We start from the raw sequence: 22,740 nt of genomic DNA, 5'->3' as shown, positions 1-22,740 counted from the left end.
TCAATGGCCTTCGAACAGTTCTTCGTAGCTGGCCGTGGCCGTGCCGAACTTGCCGACCACGATGGCGCCGGCCTTGTTGGCCATGGGCATGGCGTCGCGCAGGCTGGCGCCGGCGGCGACCAGCGCGGCCATGGTGGCGATCACGGTGTCGCCCGCGCCCGTCACGTCGAAGACCTCGCGCGCCTGGGCTGCCACATGGGTCTCGCCGTGTGCGTCGTACAAGGTCATGCCTTCCTCGCTGCGCGTGACCAGCAGACCTTCGAGCGCCAGTTCGCCGCGCAGGCGCTGGGCCTTGGTGCGCAGCTCGTCCTCGTTGCGCCAGCTGCCCACCACCTGCTGCAGCTCGGCCCGGTTGGGTGTGATCAGCGTGGCGCCGCGGTAGCGCGAGTAGTCGCTGCCCTTGGGGTCGATCAGCACGGCCTTGCCGGCCGCGCGCGCGGCTTCGATCATCTGCGCCACATGGGCCAGGCCGCCTTTGCCGTAGTCGGAGAAGAGCACGGCCGCGTGCAGGGGCATGAGTTCGTCGAACAGCGCGGACTGCGAGGCCAGCGTCTCGGTCTCGGGCACGGTCTCGAAATCGAGCCGCAGCAGCTGCTGCTGGCGGCCGATCACGCGCAGCTTGACCGTGGTGCGCATCTGCGCGTCGCGGCCGAAGTGGGCCGCGATGCCGGTGGCGGTGACGAGCTCCTCGAGCTTGCGACTGGCTTCGTCGTCCCCCACGACGGAGAGCAGCGCGGCCTGCGCGCCCAGCGTGACGATGTTGTAGGCCACGTTGGCGGCACCGCCGATGCGCTCTTCTTCGCGTGTCACGCGCACGACGGGCACGGGCGCCTCGGGCGAGATGCGGTCGACCGCACCGTACCAGTAGCGGTCCAGCATGGCGTCGCCGACCACCAGCACGCGGGCTTCGGCCAGCGCTTCGCGCGTGGGCAGGGGATTGCGCAGCAGCGCGGGTGTGGCCGTCATAGTTCCTCCACGCGGCGCGGCGGATAGCTGTCCCAGGCCTGGCAGCCCGGGCATTGCCAGAAGTGCTGCTTGGCCTCGAAGCCGCAGGCGGCGCAGCGGTAGCGCGTGAGCGGGCGCGTGGCGTGCTCGATGGCGCGCTGCACCTGCGGATGGAACTGTTCGTGCTCGAGCTTCTCGCCGGCCAGCCAGCGTGCCGTGGCCACGAGAGATTGCTCGCGCTCCAGGTGGTGCAGGTAGCGCTGGCGGGCGGCGTCGCGCCGGTCGCCTTGCCCGCTCTCGAGCGCCACGATGGCGTCCAGCACGTCCAGCGAGGGGAAGTGTTCGTAGCTCTCTTGCAGCGCGGCCAGCGTGCGTTCCGCCTGGCCGCTGGCGCTGCCGGTCTGGGCCAGTGCGTTGGCGATCAGCGGCACCGACTGGGGCGCGACGGCGGCCAGCTCCAGCAGCGTGTGCAGTGCTTCGGCATGCCGCTCGGCCTTGACCTGCATGAGGGCCTGGTCGATGCGCGGGCGCGGTGCCTGCGGCGCGGTGACGATGGCGCGGGCCAGCAGCTGGGCTGCACCCTCCGAATCACCCGCTGCATTGCGCGCGGCGGCTTGCTCGCACAGGTAATGCGCCATGCGGCCGCTGAAGCTGCCTTCGCCATGGTCCTGCAGCTTCTGCGCAATCTCGGTGGCCTGCGGCCAGTCGCGCGAGCGCTCATAGATGGCCAGCAGCGCGAGCAGGGCCTGTGCCTCATAGCGGCTGCCTTCGAGCTTGCGCAGTGCGTCCTCGGCGCGGTCGAGCAGGCCGGCCTTGAGGAAGTCCAGCGCCAGGTCGTGCTGGGCGCGGTGGCGGTCGGCGGCGCTGAGGTCGGCGCGTGAGAGCAGGTGCTCGTGCACGCGCACGGCACGCTGGTACTCGCCGCGGCGGCGGAACAGGTTGCCGAGCGCGAAGTGCAGCTCGGTCGTGTCCGGGTCCTTCTGCACCGCCTCGATGAAGGCGTCGATGGCCTGGTCCTGCTGTTCGTTGAGCAGGTAGTTCAGGCCCTTGAAGTAGGCCTTGGGCGCACGCCGGTTCTCGATGCGCAGCTGGCGCAGGTCCAGCCGCGAGGCCAGCCAGCCCAGCACGAAGGCCACCGGCAGGCCCAGCAGGATCCAGCCGAGATCAAAGTCCATGGCGCGGCACGTTGCCCAGGCTGGTGTCGGTGGCGGCCTCGGCGGGCAACGGCGGGACGGTCGGCGCGGGGGCAGGTGGCTCGACCACCATGCCGCGCGCGGCGTGGCGCTGGCGCCACCAGCGCGGCGCCATGGCGACCACGCCGAGCGCCAGGCCCAGCGCGAACGCGGCCAGCACCACGAGCACCATGGGCGCGCGCCATTCGGTGCCGAAGAAAAAGCGCACCGCGCCCTCGTGCTGGTTGTTCAGCGCGAATGCGAACAGCGTAAAAAAAATGGCTGCTTTCAGTATCCACTTGAGCAGCCACACCAGATTCTTCATGAAGCGAATGTCCTCATCCGGGGCATTCTACGGTCGGGCCGCAGGCCCGAATGCGCACGCCGCGTCAGCGGTCGTAACGCCGTTCGTCGGGATCGACCGGGCCCTTGTCCACGGCCTCGCGCAGCGCCTTGCCGGGCTTGAAATGCGGCACGCGCTTTTCGGGAATGGCCACGGCCTCGCCGCTGCGCGGGTTGCGCCCCATGCGCGGCGGACGCCGGTTGATCGAGAAGCTGCCGAAACCGCGGATCTCCACACGGTGGCCCTTGACCAGGGCGTCGCCCACGGCGTCCAGGATGGTCTTGACCGCGTGCTCGGCATCGCGGTGGGTCAACTGGCTGAAGCGGGCCGCCAGTTCTTCAACGAGGTCGGATCGGGTCATGGTGGTTCAGGGGTGCATCCAACGGAATCGGGCCAGTCCTGCCACCGCACAGGTGCGGCGAAGGTGCTGGCCCGACGAATGTCGCACAGGAACGCGGGTTCCCGTGCGCTTTCCAAGCAACGATCAGTTGTTGCTGTTGTTGTCCAGCTTGGCGCGCAGCAGGGCGCCCAGGCTGGTGGTGCCGGCGTTTTCACGCGCGGACTGCTGGCTCAGGCTGGCCATGGCTTCGTTCTGGTCGGCAGCATCCTTGGCCTTGATGGACAGCTGGATGTTGCGCGTCTTGCGGTCGACGTTGACGACCACGGCCGTGACTTCGTCGCCTTCCTTCAGCACGTTGCGTGCGTCTTCCACGCGGTCGCGGCTGATTTCGGAGGCACGCAGGTAACCGATGACGTCGCCGCCCAGGTCGATCTCGGCGCCGCGCGGGTCCACCGTCTTGACCTTGCCGGTCACGGTCTGGCCCTTGTCGTTGACCGTCACGAAGGTCGTGAACGGGTCGCCGTCGAGCTGCTTGATGCCCAGCGAGATGCGCTCGCGGTCCACGTCCACGGCCAACACGATGGCGTCGACTTCCTGGCCCTTCTTGTAGTTGCGAACCGCGGCTTCGCCGGTTTCGTTCCACGAGAGGTCGGACAGGTGGACCAGGCCGTCGATGCCGGCGGCCAGGCCGACGAACACGCCGAAGTCGGTGATCGACTTGATCGGGCCCTTGACACGGTCGCCGCGCTTGGTGTTTTGCGCGAACTCTTGCCAGGGGTTGGCCTTGCACTGCTTCATGCCCAGGCTGATGCGGCGCTTGTCTTCGTCGATTTCCAGGACCATGACTTCGACTTCGTCACCCAGCGAGACCAGCTTGGAGGGGGCGATGTTCTTGTTGGTCCAGTCCATTTCGGAGACGTGCACCAGGCCTTCGATGCCGGGTTCCAGCTCGACGAACGCGCCGTAGTCGGCGATGTTGGTGACCTTGCCGAACAGGCGCGTGCTCTGCGGGTAGCGGCGCGAAACGCCCATCCACGGGTCGTCGCCCATCTGCTTCAGACCCAGCGAGACACGGTTCTTCTCGGTGTCGAACTTGAGGATCTTGGCGGTGATTTCCTGACCAGCCTGCACCACTTCGCTCGGGTGGCGAACGCGGCGCCATGCCATGTCGGTGATGTGCAGCAGGCCGTCGATGCCGCCCAGGTCGACGAACGCACCGTATTCGGTGATGTTCTTGACCACGCCCTGCACGATGGCGCCTTCCTTCAGCGTCTCCATCAGCTTGGCGCGCTCTTCGCCCATGGAGGCTTCCACCACGGCGCGGCGCGACAGCACCACGTTGTTGCGCTTGCGGTCGAGCTTGATGACCTTGAATTCCAGGGTCTTGTTCTCGTACGGCGTCAGGTCCTTGACCGGGCGCGTGTCGATCAGCGAGCCGGGCAGGAAGGCGCGGATGCCGTTGACCAGGACGGTCAGGCCGCCCTTGACCTTGCCGCTGGTCGTGCCGGTCACGAACTCGCCGGATTCCAGAGCCTTTTCCAGGGCCATCCAGGAGGCCAGGCGCTTGGCGGTGTCGCGGCTGACGATGGTGTCGCCGTAGCCGTTTTCGATGGCGACGATGGCCACCGACACGAACTCGCCGATCTGCACTTCGACTTCGCCCTTGTCGCTCTTGAACTCGTCCAGCGGCACATAGGCTTCGGACTTGAGGCCGGCGTTGACGACGACGAAGTTGTGTTCGATGCGAACGACTTCAGCGGTCACGACCTCGCCAACACGGGTTTCCGTGGTTTGGAGCGACTCGGCGAACAGATCGGCAAAAGATTCAGACATGTAGTTCCTTGACCACGGAGCAGGTTTGCCTGCGCGGGATTGCGCCGGCTTCTAAGACTGTCGTGGCGGTAGTTGCGGGAGCGTCCCGCGACGGTTGGGTTGTGAACCATCCGGCCGATGCGCTTGCTGCGCGGGCTGGCCGGATGGGCCTTGCCTTCGTGCGGCCCTGACTGTTACCTCAGAAGCCCTGCCGCTGATCCCACCAGGCCAGCACCCGATCGACGCAGGCTTGCACCGGCAGATCGGAGTTGTCCAGGGTGAGGGCATCGGCTGCGGCGCGAAGCGGAGCGACGGCGCGGGACGAGTCCCGCGCGTCGCGCGCCTCAAGGTCCGCGCGAAGGTCGGCGATTATAGTTGAAATCCCCTTGGAAATCAACTGCTTATGCCGGCGCTCGGCGCGGCGCTCGGCGCTGGCCGTCAAATACACCTTGAGCGGGGCCGCCGGGAAGATCACGGTGCCCATGTCGCGGCCGTCGGCCACCAGGCCCGGCAAGCGGCGAAAGCTCAGCTGCAGGTCCACCAGCGCGGCGCGCACGGCCGGCAGCGCCGAGACCTTGGAGGCGTTCATGCCGGCGGCTTCGGTGCGGATCGCGTCGGTCACGTCCTCCGTGTCCAGCCAGATGCGTCCGTCGTCGAAGCGCACCGGCAGCGTGGCCGCCATGCGGGCGATGGCGGCTTCGTTCTCGGCGCCGATGGCGTGGCCGGCACGCAGGGCCGCGTAGGCCGTGATGCGGTACATCGCGCCCGAATCGAGGAAGTGGTAGCCCAGCGCGCGCGCCACGGCGGCGGCCACCGTGCCCTTGCCCGAGGCCGTGGGGCCGTCGATGCACAGCACCGGCACCCGAGCGGTCGGCGTGCGGCAGACCGCCAGCAGCGCCTCGAAGTAGTCCGGGAAGGTCTTGGCGACGCACTTGGGGTCCAGGATGCGCACCGGAGATTGCGAGGGCACTGCGCCCGGGCGCAGCCGGTGGAAGGCGGCCAGTGAGAAGCACATGGCGACGCGGTGGTCGTCGTAGGTGTGGATGGCCGCGCTGGGCCAGGGCGCGGCGATGGGCGGCGGCACGATGCGCAGCTCGTCCTGGCCTTCCTCGACCTCGGCGCCGAACTTGCGCAACTCGGTCGCCATGGCGGCGATGCGGTCGGTCTCCTTGACGCGCCAGCTGGCGATGTTGTGCAGCCGGCTCGGGCCGTCGGCGTACAGCGCCATGACGGCCAGCGTCATGGCGGCGTCGGGGATGTGGTTGCAATCGAGGTCGATGGCCTTGAGCGGCCAGGCGCCGCGTGCCACCTGCAGCCAGTTCGGGCCGGCCTCGACCGCGGCGCCCATGGCCTGGGCGGCTTCGACGAAGCGGATGTCGCCCTGGATCGAGGCCGCGCCTACGCCTTCGATGCGCAGCGGCTGGGAGGCATCGGCCGCGATGGCGCCCAGCGCCACGAAGTAGCTGGCCGAGGAGGCATCCGCCTCGACATGGATCTCGCCAGGCGACTGGTAGCGGCTGCCGGCCGGGATCGTGAAGCGCTGCCAGCCCTCGCGCGCCACCGCGATGCCGAAGCGCGCCAGCAGGTTCAGCGTGATCTCCACGTAGGGCTTGGAGATCAGTTCGCCGACCACCTCGACCGTGATGTCGCGCCGCGTGACGAGCGGCAGCGCCAGCAGCAGGGCCGTGAGGAACTGGCTGGAGACGTCGCCGCGCACGCGGATCGGCTGGTCCAGTTGCAGCGTGCCGGGCATGCCGATCTGCAGTGGCGGGTAGCCGGGGTTGGCGCCGTAGCCGATGGCGCAGCCCAGCTGTACCAGCGCATCGACGAGGTCGCCGATGGGGCGTTCGTACATGCGCGGCACGCCGGTCAGCGTGAACTTGCCGCCCAGCAGGGCCAGCACGGCGGTCAGCGGGCGGATGGCGGTGCCGGCGTTGCCCATGAACAGCTCGGCCTCGGTGGTGGCGAGCTTTCCGTCCAGGCCGGTGATGGTGACGCTGTTGCCCTCGCGCGCAATGGTGCAGCCCAGTTGGGCCAGCGCCGCGAGCATCACGCGCGTGTCGTCGGAGTCCAGCAGGTCGCGCACGACGGTCTGGCCGGCCGACAGCGCGGCCAGCAGCAGCACGCGGTTGGAGATGCTCTTGGAGCCCGGCAGCGCCACCGTTCCGGCGGCTCCCTGCAGCGGGGGGAGATCCAGAAAGGCGGTGTCGAACATTCTCAGGTCCCGGGTTTGAATGAATCCATGTGCCAGGCGGCGCGAATGCCGCTGGCCTCTTTGATCAGTTGTTCCAGCGCGGCGCCGTCGCCGGCCACGATCTGCTGCTCGAACCGTGCCAGCGCCTCCTGGTGCGCGCGCAGCTGGCCCAGCAACTCCTGGCGGTTGGCAAGAAAGATGTCGCGCCACATGCGCGGGTCGGCCGCGGCGATGCGCGTGAAGTCGCGAAAGCCCGGCCCGCCCAGCGCGAGGATGGCATGGCCTTCGGGCTGTTGCGCGATGCCGTCGATGAAGGCGAAGGCCAGCAGGTGCGGCAGGTGGCTGACCGCCGCGAAGGTGGTGTCGTGCGCGGCCGGTGTCATCTCGACCAGGCGTGCGCCGAGCGCGGTCCAGACGGCCTGGGCCTTGGCCAGTTGGGATGCGCCCGAAGTGGCCATGGGCGTCAGGATCACGTGGCGGCCCTGGTACAGCGCAGCATCGGCATGGTCCACGCCGGCGCGCTCCTTGCCCGCGATGGGGTGCGCCGGCACGAAGCAGGGCAGGGCGCCCCCGAGCGCGCGTTCGGCCGCAGCGACCACGTCGCTCTTGGTGGAGCCCACATCCATGAGCAGGGTGTCGGCGCCAAGCGTGGCACGGATGGCGGCAAAGGTTGTCTCGGTCGCGGCGACGGGCACGGCGACCAGCACCAGGTCGGCTCCAGCCGCGGCCTCAGCGGCCGAAGCAGCCTGCACGTCGATCACGCCAAGTTCGAGCGCGCGCTGCGTGGTGTTGGGCGAGGCACTGAAGCCGGCGATGTGACGGACCAGGCCGGCCTGGCGCAGCGCGAGCGCGAACGAGCCGCCCATCAGGCCGCAGCCGATCAGGCCCAGGCGTTCGAACATCGCGGCGCCCTCAGGCGCTGACCGGGTAAGTGCCCAGCAGCTTGTAGAAGGCGCAGATCTCGCGCAGTTCTTCCAGGGCCTTGCCGACGTGCGGCTGGGACGGATGGCCGTCCAGGTCGATGTAGAAGTAGTACTCCCACTGGCCGGTGCGGGCCGGGCGAGACTCGAAGCGCGTCATCGACACGCCGTGGGTCTTGAGCGGCACCAGCAGGTCGTGCAGCGCACCGGGCTTGTTCGGCACGGAGACCACGAGGCTGGTGCAGTCCTTGCCCGAGGCTGGCGGTGCGTCCAGCGTTTCGGGCAGGCAGATGATGGCGAAACGCGTGCGGTTGTGCGCGTTGTCCTGGATGGCGCGGGCCACCAGGTGCAGGCCGAACTGCGTGGCCGCGCGCTCGCTGGCGAGCCCGGCCCAGGCCGGATTGGTGGCGGCAAGTCGCGCACCTTCGGCGTTGCTGGACACGGCGCGGCGCTCGGCGTGGGGCAGGTGGGTCGACAGCCAGCCCTGGCACTGCGCCAGGGCCTGGGGATGGGCCAGCACGGCCTCGATGCCCTCCAGCGAATCCGACAGGCGCAGCAGATTGAACTGCACGGCCAGGCTCACCGAGCCGACCATGTGCGTGGGCGTGTTCAGCAACAGGTCCAGCGAGCGCGTGACGCCGCCTTCGGCCGAACTCTCGAGGCCAACGACGCCGAAGTGCGCTGCGCCCGAGGCCGTGGCGTGGAACACCTCGTCGAAATTGGCGCAGTACTGCAGCTCGACTGCGCTGCCGAAGTACTGCAGCGCGGCCTCTTCGCTGAAGGTACCGGCCGGGCCCAGCACGGCCACGCGCTGCGGGGCCTCCAGGGCCAGGCAGGCCGACATGATCTCGTTCCAGATGGCGGCCACATGCTCGTCGCGTAGCGGGCCGGTGTTGCGCGATTGGATCTTGGCGATCACCTGGGCCACGCGGTCGGGGCGGTAGAAGGGCGAGCCCTCGCTGCGCTTGACGGCGCCCACCTGCTCGGCCACGTGTGCCCGCTTGTTGAGCAGCGCCAGCAGTTCCTGGTCGAGCGCGTCGATCTGCACGCGCAGCGCCGCGAGGTCGGGGGAGGAAACGGCGCTGGGCTCTGCGGACATGGCGGGTCTTGTCTCTTTCAGGTGGGGGATGTCAGGCTTGTGACTGCGCAAATTCTCGCATGTAGGTCACGAGCGCCTGGACGCCCGCCAGCGGCATGGCGTTGTAGATGCTGGCGCGCATGCCGCCCACTGATTTGTGGCCCTTGAGCTGCAGCAGGCCGCGTGCCTTGGCGCCCGTGAGGAAGGCCTCGTTGCGGCTTTCGTCGCGCAGGAAGAAGGGCACGTTCATGCGCGAGCGGCAGCCGGCCGCAACCTTGTTGACGTAGAAGTCGGAGCCATCGATGTAGCCATACAGCAGCTCGGCCTTGGCGCGGTTGCGTTGCTCCATGGCGGCGACGCCCGACAGCGCGCCTTCACGCTGGCGCTTGAGCCACTGGAAGGTCAGGCCGGCGATGTAGATACCGTAGGTCGGCGGTGTGTTGAACATCGAGTCGTGTTCGGCCACGGTCTTGTAGTCGAAGGCGCTCGGGCAGGCCTTGAGCGCGTGGCCGAGCAGGTCTTCGCGCACGATGACCAGCGTGAGCCCGGCCGGCCCGAGGTTCTTCTGCGCACCGGCGAAGGCCAGGCCCACGCGCGACCAGTCGATCGTGCGGCTCGCCACGTGCGAGGAACAGTCGATCACGAGCGGCGTGTCCGAGCCCAGGGCCTTGAGGTCGGGCAGGGTCTGGAACTCCACGCCGTGGATGGTCTCGTTGCTGCAGATGTGCAGGTAGCTCGCGCCCGTGCTGAGCTTCCAGCTGGCCGGGTCGGGCATGGTGGTGTGTTGGCTGTCGGCGTTGCTGGCCGCCAGCTGCGGCTGGCAGTAGCGCGCGGCTTCCTTGATCGACTTCTGGCTCCAGCTGCCCGTGACCACGAAATCGACCACGCCGCCGCGCGAGAGGTTCAGCGGCACGATGGCGTTCTCGCCCAGGCCGCCGCCCTGCATGAACAGGATCTTGTAATGCGCGGGCACGGCCAGCAGCTCGCGCAGGTCGGCCTCGGCGCGCTCGTAGATCGAGATGAATTCCTTGCCGCGGTGGCTCATCTCCATGACGCCCATGCCGCTGCCGTGCCAGTCCAGCATCTCGGAGGCGGCCTCGCGCAGCACCTCTTCGGGGATGGCGGCCGGGCCGGCGGAAAAGTTGTAGGGGCGCTGTTGCATGGGCACTCCGTTGCAATGGAAGAAAAAGGCCCCGGCCGCTCGCGCAGGCCGGGGCCGGGGCAGGGCGGTATCAGCTGGCGGGGGTTTCGCCTTCACCGCTGTCGTCGGACAGGGCCGGGTTGGCATCGTTCTCGACGATGCGCTGCAGGCCGCTGAGCTTGGAGCCTTCGTCCAGGCCGATCAGCGTCACGCCCTGCGTGGCGCGGCCGAGTTCGCGGATCTCGCTGACGCGGGTGCGCACGAGCACGCCCTTGTCGGTGATCAGCATGATCTCGTCGTCGGCATGGACCAGCGTGGCAGCGACGACCTTGCCGTTGCGCTCGCTCTGCTGGATCGCGATCATGCCCTTGGTGCCGCGGCCATGGCGCGTGTACTCGGTGATCGGGGTGCGCTTGCCGTAGCCGTTTTCGGTCGCGGTCAGCACCGACTGCTGCTCGTCCTCGGCCACCAGCATGGCGATCACGCTCTGGCTTGGCTCAAGCGTCATGCCGCGCACGCCACGTGCCGCACGGCCCAGCGGGCGCACATCGTCCTCATCGAAGCGGACAGCCTTGCCGCCGTCGGAGAACAGCATCACGTCGTGCTTGCCATCGGTCAGGGCGGCGCCGATCAGGTAGTCGCCATCGTCCAGGTTCACGGCGATGATGCCGCCCTTGCGCGGGTTGCTGAACTCGTCCAGCGCCGTCTTCTTGACGGTGCCCATGGAGGTGGCCATGAACACGTAGTGCGTGGACGGGAAGCTGCGGTTTTCACCCGTGAGCGCCAGCACCACGTTGATTTTCTCACCCTCGGCCAGCGGGAACATGTTGACGATGGGCCGGCCGCGCGAGCCGCGCGAGCCCTGCGGCACTTCCCAGACCTTGAGCCAGTACAGCCGGCCGCGGTTGGAGAAGCACAGGATGTAGTCGTGCGTGTTGGCGATGAAGAGCTGGTCGATCCAGTCGTCTTCCTTGGTCGCAGTGGCCTGCTTGCCGCGGCCGCCGCGCTTCTGTGCGCGGTATTCGGACAGCGGCTGGCTCTTGATGTAACCCGAGTGTGAGAGCGTCACGACCATGTCGGTCGGCGTGATCAGGTCCTCGGTGCTGAGGTCGTAGGAGCTGTGCTCCACATGGCTGCGGCGCGCGCCGATCTTGGTCTGGCCGAACTCCTGCTTGATGGCGCCGAGTTCGTCGGTGATGATGACCGTGACACGCTCGGGCTTGGCCAGGATGTCGAGCAAGTCCTCGATCTCGGCCATGACTTCCTTGTACTCGGCCGTGATCTTGTCCTGTTCCAGGCCCGTCAGGCGCTGCAGGCGCATCTGCAGGATTTCCTGGGCCTGCGTGTCCGACAGGCGGTACAGGCCGTCGCTGCCCATGCCGTACGCGCGTTCCAGGCCTTCGGGCCGGTAGTCGTCGGCATTGACGACGCCGCCATCGGCGCGCGTGCGCGTGAGCATCTCGCGCACGAGCCGGCTGTCCCAGCTGCGCGCCATCAGTTCGGCCTTGGCCACGGGCGGCGTGGGCGACTCGCGGATGATGCGGATGAACTCGTCGATGTTGGCCAGTGCGACGGCCAGGCCTTCCAGCACATGGCCGCGGTCGCGTGCCTTGCGCAGGTTGAAGATGGTGCGCCGTGTGACGACTTCGCGGCGGTGATCCAGGAACACCTGGATCAGGTCCTTCAGGTTGCACAGCTTGGGCTGGCCGTTGACCAGCGCCACCATGTTCATGCCGAAGGTGTCCTGCAGCTGCGTCTGCTTGTACAGGTTGTTCAGCACCACCTCGGGCACCTCGCCGCGCTTGAGCTCGATCACCAGGCGCATGCCCGACTTGTCGGACTCGTCCTGGATGTGGCTGATGCCCTCGAGCTTCTTCTCGTGCACCAGTTCGGCCATGCGTTCCTGCAGCGTCTTCTTATTGACCTGGTAGGGCAGCTCGTCGACGATGATCGCCTGGCGCTGGCCGCGGTCGATGTCCTCGAAGTGGCACCTTGCGCGCATCACGACCTTGCCGCGGCCGGTGCGGTAGCCTTCCTTGACGCCGCTGATGCCGTAAATGATGCCGGCCGTGGGGAAGTCTGGCGCCGGCACGATCTCCATCAGGGCGTCGATGTCGGCGTCCGGGTTGCGCAGCAGGAACAGGCAGGCGTCCACCACCTCGTTCAGGTTGTGCGGCGGGATGTTGGTGGCCATGCCGACCGCGATGCCGCCCGAGCCGTTCACGAGCAGGTTGGGCAGCCGCGTCGGCATGACCAGCGGCTCCTTCTCGCTGCCGTCGTAGTTGGGGCCGAAGTCGACGGTTTCCTTGTCCAGGTCGGCCAGCAGTTCGTGCGCCACCTTGGCCAGGCGGATTTCCGTGTACCGCATGGCGGCAGCGTTGTCGCCATCGACCGAACCGAAGTTGCCCTGCCCATCCACCAGCATGTGGCGCATGGAGAAGTCCTGCGCCATCCGCACGATGGTGTCGTAGACCGACTGGTCGCCGTGCGGGTGGTATTTGCCGATGACGTCGCCGACGATACGCGCGGACTTCTTGTAGGGCCGGTTCCAGTCGTTGTTGAGCTCGTGCATCGCGAACAGCACGCGGCGGTGTACCGGCTTCAGCCCATCCCGTGCATCCGGCAGCGCCCGGCCCACGATCACGCTCATCGCGTAATCGAGATAGCTCCGCCGCATTTCCTCTTCGAGACTGATCGGCAGGGTTTCTTTGGCGAATTGGGTCATGGTGTGAGAAGCAGGGAAGGCCGCGCATTTTAGGCGCGGGCGTCTGTCGCGTCACAGCAACAAACAGCCGGGATTTGGCTTCTGTCCTACGGTTCGCGCGCCAGTCGCTACAAGCCCCTATGGCACAATCAATGCGTACGTGCTCAGTGGTGGTCACTGAAGGCGTCCCGGTTTCGCAGCGCTGCTGCGCCTTTTTCCCCCAGAGGAGAACCATGAAGAAATTGAACAAAGTGGCGATGTTGTTGGCCTCCGCAGCGCTCGCTACCGCCGCAGGTGCTCAATCGGTCGACAACTGGCGCACCGCCGATGGCGCGCTGGTGTGGAAGACCGCTGACCAAGCCCTGTGCTGGCGTGATGCCAACTGGACGCCCGCAACCGCTGCAAAGGGTTGTGATGGCGCCATCGTTGCCCAGGCTGCTGCTGCCCCGGCCCCGGCACCTGCTGCCGCCCCAGCACCCGCCAAGGCACCCGCCGTCGTGGCTCCCCAGCCGCCCGCAGCCACCAAGGTGACCTACGCCGCTGACGCCTTCTTCGACTTCGACAAGTCCGTGCTGAAGCCGGAAGGCCGCGCCAAGCTGGACGACCTGGTCGGCAAGATCAAGGGCATCAACCTGGAAGTCATCATCGCCGTGGGTCACACCGACTCCGTCGGCAGCGATGCCTACAACCAGCGTCTGTCGGTTCGTCGTTCGGAAGCCGTGAAGGCGTACCTGGTGTCCAAGGGCATCGAACGCAACCGCGTCTACACCGAAGGCAAGGGCGAGAAGCAACCCGTCGCCGACAACAAGACTGCTGAAGGCCGCGCGAAGAACCGTCGCGTGGAAATCGAAGTGGTTGGCACCCGCGCCAACTGATTCTCGTCAGAGAACACCTGCAGGCCTGGCGCCTGCAGGCATCAAAGCCCGCGAGTCGTATCCGCGGGCTTTTTTCTTTGTGCAGAGGAAACCGATGAATGCTGCTTTGAACGCCGACCCGGCCGAACTCGCCAAGTTCTCCGAACTCGCGCACCGCTGGTGGGACCCGGAGAGCGAGTTCCGCCCGCTGCACCAGATCAACCCCCTGCGGCTGAACTGGATCGTGGAGTCTGCGGCGCTGGCCGGGCGCCAGGTCGTCGACATCGGCTGCGGCGGCGGCATCCTGGCCGACAGCATGGCGCGCCGCGGCGCCAACGTGCTGGGCGTCGACCTGTCCACCAAGGCCTTGAAGGTGGCGCAACTGCATGCGCTGGAGGCCGGTACGCCCAACATCCGCTACCGCGAAGTGGCCGCCGAGGAACTGGCAGCCGAACAGCCGGCCAGCTTCGACGTCGTCACCTGCATGGAGATGCTGGAGCATGTGCCCGATCCGGCGTCCGTGGTGCGCGCCTGCGCGCAACTGGTCAAGCCCGGCGGCTGGGTGTTCTTTTCCACGCTGAACCGCAACGCCAAGTCCTTCCTGTTCGCGATCCTGGGCGCGGAATACCTGCTGAACCTGCTGCCGCGCGGGACGCACCACTACGACAAGATGATCCGGCCCAGCGAGCTGGGGCGCCATTGCCGCGAGGCCGGCCTGGAACTGCAGCACAGCCGCGGCCTCGAATACAACCCGATCACGCGGCGCTACTGGCTCAGCAGCGACACCAGCGTGAACTACATGCTGGCCACGCGCCGGCCGCTGGAGACGTCCGATGGCGCGTGAACTGAAGGCCGTGCTGTTCGATCTGGACGGCACGCTGGTCGACAGCGCGGGCGATCTGGGTGCTGCGGCGGACCAGTTGCGCACCGACCGCGGCCTGCCCGCCCTTGGCCTGGCGGCCTACCGCGCGATGGCAGGCGCGGGTGCGCGCGGCATGCTGGGCGTGGCCTTCGGCATGGCACCGGACCATCCGGACTTTCCAGCCTTGCGCGAAGAGTTCTTCCATAACTACGAACGCCGGCTGACCGAACTCACGCGGCCTTTCGACGGCGTCGCTGACCTGGTCGAAGAGCTGCGCGCGCGCGGCCTGCGCTGGGGCGTCGTCACGAACAAGCCCTCGCGCTTCTCACGACCGTTGACCGCCGGCATGGCGCTGTTCGTCAGCAGCGGGGTGCTCGTGAGCGGCGACACCACGGCCTACACCAAGCCGCATCCAGAACCCCTGCTGGAAGCTGCCCGTGTGCTCGGGGTCGACCCGGCAAGCTGCATGTATGTGGGCGATGATGCGCGCGACATCGTGGCGGGCCGCGCGGCCGGCATGCTGACTGTGGCGGCCTGCTACGGCTACCTGGGCCCGGTCGATACCGCTGAGTGGCACGCAGACGCCGCCATCGATGCGCCTATGGACCTGTTGTCCGTGCTGGATCTTGCGCCCGGTCTTGCAATGGCGCCAAGTAGCCTAAAATAGAAGTTCTGGGGCTGCATTGGTTTCGACGTGGGTTCGGAATCGCTGTGGTGCATGTCGAGCTGAATGCGCTCGTTAAACAGATTCAAACAAACTAACTGCAAACGACGAACGTTTCGCACTCGCTGCTTAATTGCCAGTGAGCTTTACAACAGCAGGCCGATGGGCTGGGCAAGGGGTTCTTGACGCAAGTTGAGCGCTCCCGGCTGTAAAGATAATTTCATCGGCTGGCTCCGGACCGGGTACCTTGGTCAGGGGCGAGACAATAGGGTACTGGCGTCCTGTGTAGCGTGCGGCTGCGCGGCACAGGAAGCGAGACTTAAAACAGACCGCTAAACATGTAGATCTGCGCGAAGATGGCTTGCGGACGGGGGTTCAAATCCCCCCAGCTCCACCAAACCTCCCAAAGGCGTCCACCGGCATCCGGTGGACGCCTTTTTCTTGTGTACCGCTCACAGCAGATCCTCGGGCAGGATCGGCGTCAGCAGCCAGCGCTTGAGCCGCAGCCAGGGATGCAGGCCGGGCTCCGCGTCCAGCACCTCCTCGCGGCCCGCGTCGTCGCGGTCGATCCATTGCAGCCGGTCGTTCTCGCCCAGGCGCAGCCGGTAGGCGCTGCGGAAGTGCTCGCCGTCCATGAGCCGGCGGAAGTCCTGCACCAGCGCCGGGCTGTCGATCAGCAGGCCCACCTCGGTGTTCACGCTGGCCGAGCGTTCGTCCATGTTCATCGAGCCGATGAACATGTGCGTCTCGTCGACGATGGCCATCTTGGCGTGCAGGCGGCCCTGCGAGCGGCCGAAGTTGCCGAGCTTCCTGAGCCGCCGCGCGATGTCGGGTCCCAGCTCGTAGACCTCCACGCCCAGGCGCAGCACCTCGCGCCGGTAGCCGGCGTAGGCGAAGTGCACCGGGGCTTCGTCGGTGGCGCCGAAGGAGTTGGTCAGCAGCGTGGTGCGCACGCTGCGCCGCTGCGCGTCGCGCATGAGTTCCAGCCCGACCTCGCCCGGGATGAAGTAGGGGCAGATGATCAGCACGCGCCGCTGCGCGCCGCCGATCAGGTCCAGCGTGTGCGCGGTGACGCTGCCGGCGAAGCGCTGGGCCATGTCGGGCCGCGCGATCTTGTCGGGCAGGTCGGCGACGACGCGGGCGGGCGCCCAGAGCAGGTCCAGCCGGCCGGCGGCCAGTTGCTGCGAAAGCAGGGGGCGGCCCAGCGCGTCCTCGGCATGCGCGGGCGCCAGCAGGTCCGGGCGGGCGGGCGGCAGCGGCGCGGCCGCAGCCGTGCGCACGAGTGCGGCGATCGGGTAGGCGTGCGCGCTGTTCCAGTAGCGGTCGAACGAGGCCGACTGCTGCTGCACCACCGGCCCCAGCGCCAGGATGTCCATGTCGATGAAGTTGGCGTCCTCGTCCTGCATGAAGTATTCGCGGCCGATGTTGCGGCCGCCCGAGACCGACAGGCTGTTGTCGGCGATGAACAGCTTGTTGTGCATGCGGTGGTTGATGCGGCGCAGGTCGGGCAGCGAGCGCACCAGGCGTGACAGCACGCCGCCCCCGCGCGCCGGCAACGGGTTGAACAGGCGCACCTGCACATTGCGATGCGCCGCGAAGGCGGCGAAGCGTGCGTCATCGTTGTCCACGTGCAGGTCGTCCACGAGCAGGCGCACGCGCACACCGCGCTCGGCCGCCTGGGCCAGTGCCTGCAGCACGGCCAGGCCGATGGCGTCGCAGCGGAACAGGTAGTACTGCAGGTCCAGCGTGCGTTCGGCCCGCTGCGCCAATGCCAGGCGGGCGTCCAGCGCGAAGGCACCGTCGGGCAGCAGCCGCAGGCCCGACAGGCCCGCCGCCGGCACCTGCTGCGCGAGCCGGCCCAGCGTGGAGTGCTGCGCGTCGGGCGGTGTGCCCTGGTAGGGCAGCGGCGCGCGCGGCGCCAGGCCGGCGCAGGCCTGCAGCAGCAGGACCAGCAACGGAAACAGCCAGCGGGTGAGGGTGTGCATGGCGGGCCTCACGCGCGTTCGAGGATGGTGGCGATGCCCTGGCCGCCGGCGACGCACTGCGTGGCCAGCGCGTAGCGCCCGCCCGTGCGACGCAGCAGCGCCGCCGCCTTGCCCACGATGCGCGCGCCCGAAGCGCCCAGAGGATGGCCGATGGCCAGGCCGCCGCCGTCCAGGTTGGTGCGGGCCGGGTCCAGGCCCAGTTCGCGAGCGCAGGCGAGGGCCTGCGACGCGAAGGACTCGTGCAGTTCGACCACGTCAAGGTCGGCCACCGCGATGCCTGCGCGCTTGAGCGCCTTGCGCGTGGCCGGCACGGGGCCGATGCCCATCACGGCGGGGTCCACGCCGATGCTGGCGCAGGCGCGGATGCGCGCCAGCGGGGCCAGCCGGTGGCGGCTTGCGAAGGTGTCGCTGGCCACCAGCAGCGCGGCCGCGCCGTCGGTCGGCGGCGAGGCGGTGGCGGCCGTGACCGATCCCCCGTCGCGGAAGGCGGGCCGCAGCGCCGCCATCGCCTCCAGGCTGGCTTGCGCGCGGATGCAACCGTCTTGCTGCACCGCGGCGCCGTCGGCGTCGGCGATCGGCACGATCTCCTCGGCCAGCCGGCCGCAGGCCTGTGCGTTCGCGGCCTTGCGGTGCGACTGCAGCGCGAAGTCCTCCTGCGCCGCCCGGTCCACGCGCCAGCGCTCGGCCACGTTTTCGGCCGTCTGCCCCATGGCGATGGTGGCATCGCCCCGTGCCAGCAGGCGCGGGTGTGGCGAGCCGTGGAGACCGCCCAGCGGCACCATGCTCATGGACTCCACGCCCAGGCACAGGAAGGCCTCGCCCATGCCGGCCTCGATCTGCGCCGCTGCGCTGTGCACGGCCTGCATCGAGGAGCCGCCCAGGCGGTTGACCGTCATGCCGCCGACCGATTGCGGCAGGCCGGCGAGCAGGCCGACCATGCGCGCCAGGTTGCCGCCCTGCGCCGCCTCGGGGTAGGCGCAGCCCAGCACCAGGTCCTCGAGCAGCAGCGGGTCCAGGTCCAGCCGCTGCACCAGCGCGGCCACCAGGTGTGCGGCCAGGGTGTCGGGCCGCACACCGGCCAGCCGGCCCTTGCGCGCGAAGTGGAAGGGGGTGCGCCCGTAAGCGCAGATCACGGCTTTCATGGCGGCTCCTCGGCGATGCCGCCAGTGTGGGTGGGGCCGCACGGCAAGGGATGCCGTGAAGGGGCCGGCGCCACCCCCGTCAAAAGGGGTAGCCGGGCTCAGTCGCGCAGTGCCTGGACCTCGGCCGCGAACAGGTAGCCCGCATGCCGCTCGGTCACGATCAACCGCGGCCTGCGCGGGTCGGCCTCGATCTTGCGCCGCAGCCGGCCGACCTGCACGTCGATGGAGCGGTCGTAGACCTCGGCGTTGTGCAGGCGCGAAAGGTCCAGCAGCTGCTCGCGCGTGAGGACACGCTGCGGCGCCGAGAGGAAGGCCAGCAGCAGGTTGAACTCGCTGTTGCGCAGCTCCACGGGCCGGCCGGCCGGGTCGTTGAGGCGGCGCAGGCGCAGGCTCAGCGTCCAGCCCTCGAAGTGGTAGGCGCGCACACTGGCCACGGTCTCGGCCAGCGTGGCGTGCATCTGCGTGCGCCGCAGCAGCGCGCGGATGCGCGCCAGCAGCTCGCGCGGCGAGAAGGGCTTGGTCAGGTAGTCGTCGGCACCCAGCTCCAGGCCCATGACGCGGTCGGCCTCCTCGGTGCGTCCGGTCAGGATGATGATGGGCAGCTTGGAGCGCGCGCGCAGATCGCGCGCGATGGCCAGCCCGTCCTCGCCCTTCAGGCGCAGGTCCAGCAGCACCAGCTGCACGGCCTCGCGTTCCAGCACCGCGCGCATCTCGGCCTCGCGCGCGACCGCGGTCACGCGCAGGTCGTGGTCGCCCAGGTATGTGCTGATCAGCTCGCGCACCGACGGGTCGTCGTCGACGGCCAGCACATGGGCTGGAGTCGGCGCGCCGGTGTGCGGAGACAGGCTGTGCATGGAGCAGCGGGTTGGTCGGGACGCGGCAGTGTAGACATATGTGTCGTGCGGCGTGTCACGCAGGCAGCGCCGCGCCGGGATGTCGGCTTCGTGTAAGCCGCAGGCGGCAGGCCGGCCTGTGTCAGATGACACACGACGACCGTCCACGGACATTGGAGCCGCTGCACGCGCCGCTGTAATGGGGGCGGCGGTCGGCGCGTCGGCAGCAGCGCGCCGGCCGACGGAAAGGGCCAAGGGACTGCGATTGCCGCCACCGTTCAGGATTGCCGTCGTCGAATCGGACGACCTCATGCGCCAGCTGCTCCTGCGCTGGCTGGATGACGCGGGCTACCGCGCCACCGAGGCCAGGGCGGCTGGCCTCGCGGGCCAGGCCTTCGACCTCGTGATCGCCGACGTGGCAGGACCGCGCAGCGTGCCCATGCTGGTGCGCAGCGTGCGCGCGGCGCATGCCGGGCCGCTGATCCTGCTGTCCGCGCGCTTCGGGCGCGGCGGGGCGGCGCTGGGCCTGCATGGCATCGCGGCTGCACTGGCCAAGCCGCTGGCCCGTGACGAACTCCTGCAGGCCGTGCGCGCCGCCTTGCCCTGACGCCCCCTCAGTGCGGCCGGCCCGCCGCGTCCGCCAGCACGCGCGCCAGGGCCCGCGCCAGATCCTGTTCGGCCAGGGGCTTGCCCAGCACCGCGTTCGCGCCAGCGGCGCGTGCGCGCTGCACCCGGTCCGCATCGGTGTAGCCGGTCAACACCAGGATCGGGATGCCGGGCCGCAGCGCGTGCAGCGCGCGCACGAGCTCGGTGCCCGACAGGCCGGGCATGCGCTCGTCGGTCAGCACCGCATCGAAGCGCTCGGGGTGCGCCGCGAACGCCGCCAGTGCCTCGGCTCCGGAGCGGAATCCCACGGGCACGTAGCCCAGGTCGGCCAGGCGCTGCGTGGCCAGGCGCAGCAGCGCGTCCTCGTCGTCCACCACGAGGATCTGTTCGTGGCGGCCGCGTGGCAGCGGTGCCGGCGCGCTGTCTGCCGGTGGCGCTGCATCGCCCGTGCGCGGCAGCCAGACGCCGAAACAGCTGCCGGTACCGGGCTCGGTGCGCACCTCGACCGCGCCGCCGAACTCGGCCACGATGCCGTGCACGAGCGACAGGCCCAGGCCCGTGCCCGAGCCGGCCTCACGCGTGGTGAAGAAGGGGTCGAAGATGCGCGCCAGGTGCTCGGGCGCGATGCCGGCGCCGGTGTCGGCCACCTCTAGCACCAGGTATTCGCCCGGGGGCAGCTGGCCGGTGGTGGCCACGCGCGGCCGGTCCAGGGTCTGCAGCGTGAGCGCCACGCGCAGCGCACCGCCCTCCGGCATGGCCTGCAGCGCGTTGGTCACGAGGTTCATGACCACCTGGTGCCATTGCGTGGCGTCGCCCAGGCTGGCGGCGCGGCCGGTGGCCAGCTGCTGCGTGCACTGCACCTCGGCCGGGATGGCAGCGGACATCAGCTGCAGCGTCTCCTGCGTCACGTGCTCGATGTGCACGGGCACGCGCTCGATCAGCCCGCTGCGGCTAAAGGCCAGGATGCGCTCGACCAACGCGCGGCCGCGCTCGGCCGCGGTCATGATGAAGTCGATGTCGCGGCGCGCGCGGCTGCCGGCGCGCGTGCCGCGCTGGGCCATTTCGCCGAAGCCCAGCACCGCGCCCAGGATGTTGTTGAAGTCGTGCGCGATGCCGCCGGCCAACGTGCCCACGGCCTCGAGCCGCTGGGTCTGGCGCAGCGCGGCCTCGGCGCGCTTGTGCGGGTCGATGTCGCTGATGGAGCCAGCCATGCGCGTGGGCCGGCCGCCCGCGTCGCGCACGCACAGGCCCTGGATCCGCACCCAGCGGTACAGGCCGTCGGCGTGCAGGATGCGGTATTCGCCGTCGTAGGCCGGCAGCCGGCCTTCCAGGTAGCCCCACAAGGTAGCCGTGCGGCGCGCCGCGTCGTCGGGGTGCTGGCGCAGCATCTGCACCCAGTCCTCGCGGCGGCGCACCTCGGGGCCGGGCTCCAGGCCGTACAGGCGCTGCGCGCGCTCGGACAGGTACATGCGGTCGTTCGGGATGTCCCAGTCGAAGATGCCGTCGTTGGAGCCCGCGGCAGCCAGCGCGAAGCGGCTCTCGGAGGTGCGCAACGCGGCCTCGGCCTGTTTGCGTTCGGTGATGTCGGTGGCGATGCCGGTCACGCGGCCGACCTTGTCGTCGGAGATCATCACGCCGCGGTCGTGGATCCAGCGCACGGCGCCGCCGGGCTGGACCACGCGGAACTCGGCATTCCAGGCCCGGTCGGCGCCGCTTTCGATCCAGGCGACGAAGGCGTGCTCCACGGTGGCGCGGTCTTCGTCGTGGATGCCGGCCGTCCACACCCGCGGATCGCGGTACAGCTCCTCGGCCGTACGGCCCCAGACGCGTTCGAAGCTCGGGCTCACGTAGACCACGCGCTCGGGCACCAGCTCGGTGATCCAGATCACGTCGGGCGTGGCGTCGGCCATGCGGCGAAAGCGCTGCTCGCTCTCGGCCAGCGCGGCCTGAACGCGCGCGCTCTGGCGCTCGGCCTCCTGGCGCTCGCGGATCTCGCGCCGCAGCTCGTCGACCAGGCGGGCATCCTGCGCCGCGCCGGGCAGCAGGAAGGCGTGGGCCTGCTCCAGCGCGCGCAGTTTGTCGTTGGCACCGCAGCGTGCGTAGGCCGCATGGGCCAGGCGCCAGTGCGCCTCGCTGGCCGTGGCCAGACCGAGCACGGCGAGGCACTCGGCCGCGCCTTCGTGCGCCAGCGCTTCGTCGGGCAGCCAGCCCTGGTCCTTGGCCCGCAACGCCGCCTGCTCGTAGTGCTCTGCGGCTTCCAGGTGGCGCTGCGCGCGGCGGGCGCGCTCTGCAGCGGCCAGTACCCCCGCGACCTGCCGCTGCGGGGCCGGGGCGTCGAGGGCCGGGTCGGGTTGCTGCAAGGTGCGCCTGCCGAAGCGATGGGGGAGATCGTGCCCTGCACCGCAGTCCGGTGCGGGGCCGGCGCATCATAGGCGGGCGGCCCTGCGCGCGCCAGCCACGCTCCTAGAGCGCGATCAGCCCGCGCTGCACCGCGATCGCCACCGCCCCGGTGCGGCTGGTGGCGCCCAGCTTGTGGAAGATGCGCTTGGTGTGCGACTTGACCGTGCCGTCGCTGATGCCGAAGGCCAGGCCGATGCGCTTGTTGCTGTGCCCGGCCGCCACCTGTTCCAGCACCTGCATCTCGCGCTGGCTCAGCACGCCGCCGTGCAGGCGCGCCGCCAGACGCGCGGCCACGGCCGGCGGCATATAGCGGCCGCCCGCGTGCACGGTGCGCAGGCCCTGCAGCAACTGCTCGGTCGGGCTGTCCTTGAGCAGGTAGGCGTTGGCGCCGGCGCAGACGGCACGGTAGATGTCCTCCTCGCCGACGCGCTGGGTCAGCACCACCACGCGGCTCGCGGCGTCGCCGTGGCGCAGCGCGGCCAGGTGCTCGGCCGGCTGCGGATCCAGCAATGCGGTGTCCAGGCAGACCACGTCGGGCCGGTGGCGTGCGCGCAGCGCCTGCAGCTCGGTGAGGCTCGCGGCCTGGGCCACCACGCGCATGTCGGCCTGCGCATCGATCAGCGCGGCCACGCCCAGGCGCATCAGCGGCTGGGCGTCGGCCAGCAGCACCGAGAACGGCGCGGGCTGGAGCAGATCGGAGTAGTCGTAGGGCATGGTGGTCCTCGCGGGTGCGGCCTGAGACCGT

General features: G+C 69.2%; 19 protein-coding genes and 1 other RNA gene. 5 read left to right on the top strand and 15 right to left on the bottom strand.

Features of this window, described 5'->3' with window-relative positions:
• The 10 genes from rfaE1 to gyrA all read right to left on the bottom strand — a co-directional run bounded on the left by rfaE1 (position 1) and on the right by gyrA (position 12,670).
• Positions 1-966, bottom strand: coding sequence for a D-glycero-beta-D-manno-heptose-7-phosphate kinase (gene rfaE1, locus ACSQ4M_RS31715; RefSeq protein ID WP_436193338.1), 966 nt, complete (start codon positions 964-966; stop codon positions 1-3).
• Positions 963-2,120 carry a lipopolysaccharide assembly protein LapB gene (lapB, locus tag ACSQ4M_RS31710; RefSeq protein ID WP_436193337.1) on the bottom strand — a complete coding sequence of 386 codons (1,158 nt, stop codon included), beginning with the start codon at positions 2,118-2,120 and terminating at the stop codon, positions 963-965. The genes rfaE1 and lapB overlap by 4 nt, the downstream gene beginning before the upstream one ends.
• On the bottom strand, positions 2,110-2,442 hold the full coding sequence (locus tag ACSQ4M_RS31705; protein ID WP_436193336.1) for a lipopolysaccharide assembly protein LapA domain-containing protein: 333 nt from the start codon (positions 2,440-2,442) through the stop codon (positions 2,110-2,112). Before ACSQ4M_RS31705 ends, lapB begins: the two co-directional genes overlap by 11 nt.
• 64 nt (positions 2,443-2,506) lie before the next feature.
• Positions 2,507-2,821, bottom strand: a complete 315-nt coding sequence (locus ACSQ4M_RS31700) for an integration host factor subunit beta (RefSeq protein ID WP_056656968.1) — start codon at positions 2,819-2,821, stop codon at positions 2,507-2,509.
• 123 nt (positions 2,822-2,944) lie between these two features.
• A complete protein-coding gene (gene rpsA / locus ACSQ4M_RS31695; protein ID WP_436193335.1) occupies positions 2,945-4,633 on the bottom strand; it encodes a 30S ribosomal protein S1 in 1,689 nt (562 codons plus the stop codon).
• Positions 4,634-4,811: 178 nt separating this feature from the next.
• Positions 4,812-6,827, bottom strand: coding sequence for a bifunctional 3-phosphoshikimate 1-carboxyvinyltransferase/cytidylate kinase (locus ACSQ4M_RS31690; RefSeq protein ID WP_436193334.1), 2,016 nt, complete (start codon positions 6,825-6,827; stop codon positions 4,812-4,814).
• 2 nt (positions 6,828-6,829) lie between these two features.
• Positions 6,830-7,708 carry a prephenate dehydrogenase gene (locus ACSQ4M_RS31685; protein ID WP_436193333.1) on the bottom strand — a complete coding sequence of 293 codons (879 nt, stop codon included), beginning with the start codon at positions 7,706-7,708 and terminating at the stop codon, positions 6,830-6,832.
• Positions 7,709-7,718: 10 nt separating this feature from the next.
• Positions 7,719-8,825, bottom strand: coding sequence for a prephenate dehydratase (gene pheA / locus ACSQ4M_RS31680; protein WP_436193332.1), 1,107 nt, complete (start codon positions 8,823-8,825; stop codon positions 7,719-7,721).
• 31 nt (positions 8,826-8,856) lie between these two features.
• Positions 8,857-9,966 (bottom strand): 3-phosphoserine/phosphohydroxythreonine transaminase, encoded by a 1,110-nt coding sequence (serC, locus tag ACSQ4M_RS31675; RefSeq protein WP_436193331.1) that lies wholly within the window; start codon positions 9,964-9,966, stop codon positions 8,857-8,859.
• Between the two features lie 70 nt (positions 9,967-10,036).
• Positions 10,037-12,670: a DNA gyrase subunit A gene (gene gyrA, locus ACSQ4M_RS31670; protein ID WP_436193330.1), complete on the bottom strand. Its 2,634-nt coding sequence runs from the start codon at positions 12,668-12,670 to the stop codon at positions 10,037-10,039.
• A 212-nt stretch (positions 12,671-12,882) separates the two neighbouring features.
• On the opposite strand from gyrA, the gene ompA reads away from it, so the two are divergent.
• The 4 genes from ompA (at position 12,883) to ssrA (ending at position 15,426) form a co-directional block, all read left to right on the top strand.
• Positions 12,883-13,524, top strand: a complete 642-nt coding sequence (ompA, locus tag ACSQ4M_RS31665) for an outer membrane protein OmpA (RefSeq protein ID WP_436193329.1) — start codon at positions 12,883-12,885, stop codon at positions 13,522-13,524.
• Between the two features lie 94 nt (positions 13,525-13,618).
• Complete coding sequence (ubiG, locus tag ACSQ4M_RS31660; protein WP_436193328.1) at positions 13,619-14,347, top strand: bifunctional 2-polyprenyl-6-hydroxyphenol methylase/3-demethylubiquinol 3-O-methyltransferase UbiG; 729 nt, start codon at positions 13,619-13,621, stop codon at positions 14,345-14,347.
• On the top strand, positions 14,337-15,032 hold the full coding sequence (gene gph, locus ACSQ4M_RS31655) for a phosphoglycolate phosphatase (protein WP_436193327.1): 696 nt from the start codon (positions 14,337-14,339) through the stop codon (positions 15,030-15,032). Before ubiG ends, gph begins: the two co-directional genes overlap by 11 nt.
• A gap of 7 nt (positions 15,033-15,039) precedes the next feature.
• Positions 15,040-15,426, top strand: a transfer-messenger RNA (tmRNA) gene (gene ssrA / locus ACSQ4M_RS31650).
• A gap of 55 nt (positions 15,427-15,481) precedes the next feature.
• Here the strand turns inward: ssrA and ACSQ4M_RS31645 are convergent.
• The 3 genes from ACSQ4M_RS31645 to ACSQ4M_RS31635 form a co-directional block, all read right to left on the bottom strand.
• On the bottom strand, positions 15,482-17,014 hold the full coding sequence (locus ACSQ4M_RS31645; RefSeq protein ID WP_436193326.1) for a phospholipase D family protein: 1,533 nt from the start codon (positions 17,012-17,014) through the stop codon (positions 15,482-15,484).
• Between the two features lie 8 nt (positions 17,015-17,022).
• Positions 17,023-18,156, bottom strand: coding sequence for a thiolase family protein (locus ACSQ4M_RS31640; protein ID WP_436193325.1), 1,134 nt, complete (start codon positions 18,154-18,156; stop codon positions 17,023-17,025).
• A 98-nt stretch (positions 18,157-18,254) separates the two neighbouring features.
• Positions 18,255-19,010 (bottom strand): response regulator, encoded by a 756-nt coding sequence (locus ACSQ4M_RS31635; RefSeq protein WP_436193324.1) that lies wholly within the window; start codon positions 19,008-19,010, stop codon positions 18,255-18,257.
• 289 nt (positions 19,011-19,299) lie between these two features.
• Between ACSQ4M_RS31635 and ACSQ4M_RS31630 the strand changes: the two genes are divergently transcribed.
• Positions 19,300-19,596 (top strand): hypothetical protein, encoded by a 297-nt coding sequence (locus ACSQ4M_RS31630; protein ID WP_436193323.1) that lies wholly within the window; start codon positions 19,300-19,302, stop codon positions 19,594-19,596.
• Between the two features lie 7 nt (positions 19,597-19,603).
• On the opposite strand, the gene ACSQ4M_RS31625 is transcribed toward ACSQ4M_RS31630, so the two are convergent.
• Entirely contained in the window at positions 19,604-21,955 is a 2,352-nt protein-coding gene (locus tag ACSQ4M_RS31625; RefSeq protein ID WP_436193322.1) for a PAS domain-containing protein, read from the bottom strand.
• Positions 21,956-22,058: 103 nt separating this feature from the next.
• Positions 22,059-22,709, bottom strand: a complete 651-nt coding sequence (locus tag ACSQ4M_RS31620; RefSeq protein WP_436193321.1) for a LuxR C-terminal-related transcriptional regulator — start codon at positions 22,707-22,709, stop codon at positions 22,059-22,061.
• Between the last annotated feature and the right edge of the window lie 31 nt (positions 22,710-22,740).

It is taken from the genome of Pseudorhodoferax sp. LjRoot39 (assembly GCF_964253035.1).
GTDB lineage: Bacteria > Pseudomonadota > Gammaproteobacteria > Burkholderiales > Burkholderiaceae_C > Pseudorhodoferax.
Note: the sequence above shows the minus strand (reverse complement) of the source record. Positions and strands in the feature narration are given on the sequence as shown.

What these genes read in the sequence shown, in the direction of transcription:
- rfaE1 (WP_436193338.1), bottom strand. Translation starts at nt 966, where the DNA reads ATGACGGCCACACCCGCGCTGCTGCGCAATCCCCTGCCCACGCGCGAA.
- lapB (WP_436193337.1), bottom strand. Translation starts at nt 2,120, where the DNA reads ATGGACTTTGATCTCGGCTGGATCCTGCTGGGCCTGCCGGTGGCCTTC.
- ACSQ4M_RS31705 (WP_436193336.1), bottom strand. Translation starts at nt 2,442, where the DNA reads ATGAAGAATCTGGTGTGGCTGCTCAAGTGGATACTGAAAGCAGCCATT.
- ACSQ4M_RS31700 (WP_056656968.1), bottom strand. Translation starts at nt 2,821, where the DNA reads ATGACCCGATCCGACCTCGTTGAAGAACTGGCGGCCCGCTTCAGCCAG.
- rpsA (WP_436193335.1), bottom strand. Translation starts at nt 4,633, where the DNA reads ATGTCTGAATCTTTTGCCGATCTGTTCGCCGAGTCGCTCCAAACCACG.
- ACSQ4M_RS31690 (WP_436193334.1), bottom strand. Translation starts at nt 6,827, where the DNA reads ATGTTCGACACCGCCTTTCTGGATCTCCCCCCGCTGCAGGGAGCCGCC.
- ACSQ4M_RS31685 (WP_436193333.1), bottom strand. Translation starts at nt 7,708, where the DNA reads ATGTTCGAACGCCTGGGCCTGATCGGCTGCGGCCTGATGGGCGGCTCG.
- pheA (WP_436193332.1), bottom strand. Translation starts at nt 8,825, where the DNA reads ATGTCCGCAGAGCCCAGCGCCGTTTCCTCCCCCGACCTCGCGGCGCTG.
- serC (WP_436193331.1), bottom strand. Translation starts at nt 9,966, where the DNA reads ATGCAACAGCGCCCCTACAACTTTTCCGCCGGCCCGGCCGCCATCCCC.
- gyrA (WP_436193330.1), bottom strand. Translation starts at nt 12,670, where the DNA reads ATGACCCAATTCGCCAAAGAAACCCTGCCGATCAGTCTCGAAGAGGAA.
- ompA (WP_436193329.1), top strand. Translation starts at nt 12,883, where the DNA reads ATGAAGAAATTGAACAAAGTGGCGATGTTGTTGGCCTCCGCAGCGCTC.
- ubiG (WP_436193328.1), top strand. Translation starts at nt 13,619, where the DNA reads ATGAATGCTGCTTTGAACGCCGACCCGGCCGAACTCGCCAAGTTCTCC.
- gph (WP_436193327.1), top strand. Translation starts at nt 14,337, where the DNA reads ATGGCGCGTGAACTGAAGGCCGTGCTGTTCGATCTGGACGGCACGCTG.
- ACSQ4M_RS31645 (WP_436193326.1), bottom strand. Translation starts at nt 17,014, where the DNA reads ATGCACACCCTCACCCGCTGGCTGTTTCCGTTGCTGGTCCTGCTGCTG.
- ACSQ4M_RS31640 (WP_436193325.1), bottom strand. Translation starts at nt 18,156, where the DNA reads ATGAAAGCCGTGATCTGCGCTTACGGGCGCACCCCCTTCCACTTCGCG.
- ACSQ4M_RS31635 (WP_436193324.1), bottom strand. Translation starts at nt 19,010, where the DNA reads ATGCACAGCCTGTCTCCGCACACCGGCGCGCCGACTCCAGCCCATGTG.
- ACSQ4M_RS31630 (WP_436193323.1), top strand. Translation starts at nt 19,300, where the DNA reads ATGCGCCAGCTGCTCCTGCGCTGGCTGGATGACGCGGGCTACCGCGCC.
- ACSQ4M_RS31620 (WP_436193321.1), bottom strand. Translation starts at nt 22,709, where the DNA reads ATGCCCTACGACTACTCCGATCTGCTCCAGCCCGCGCCGTTCTCGGTG.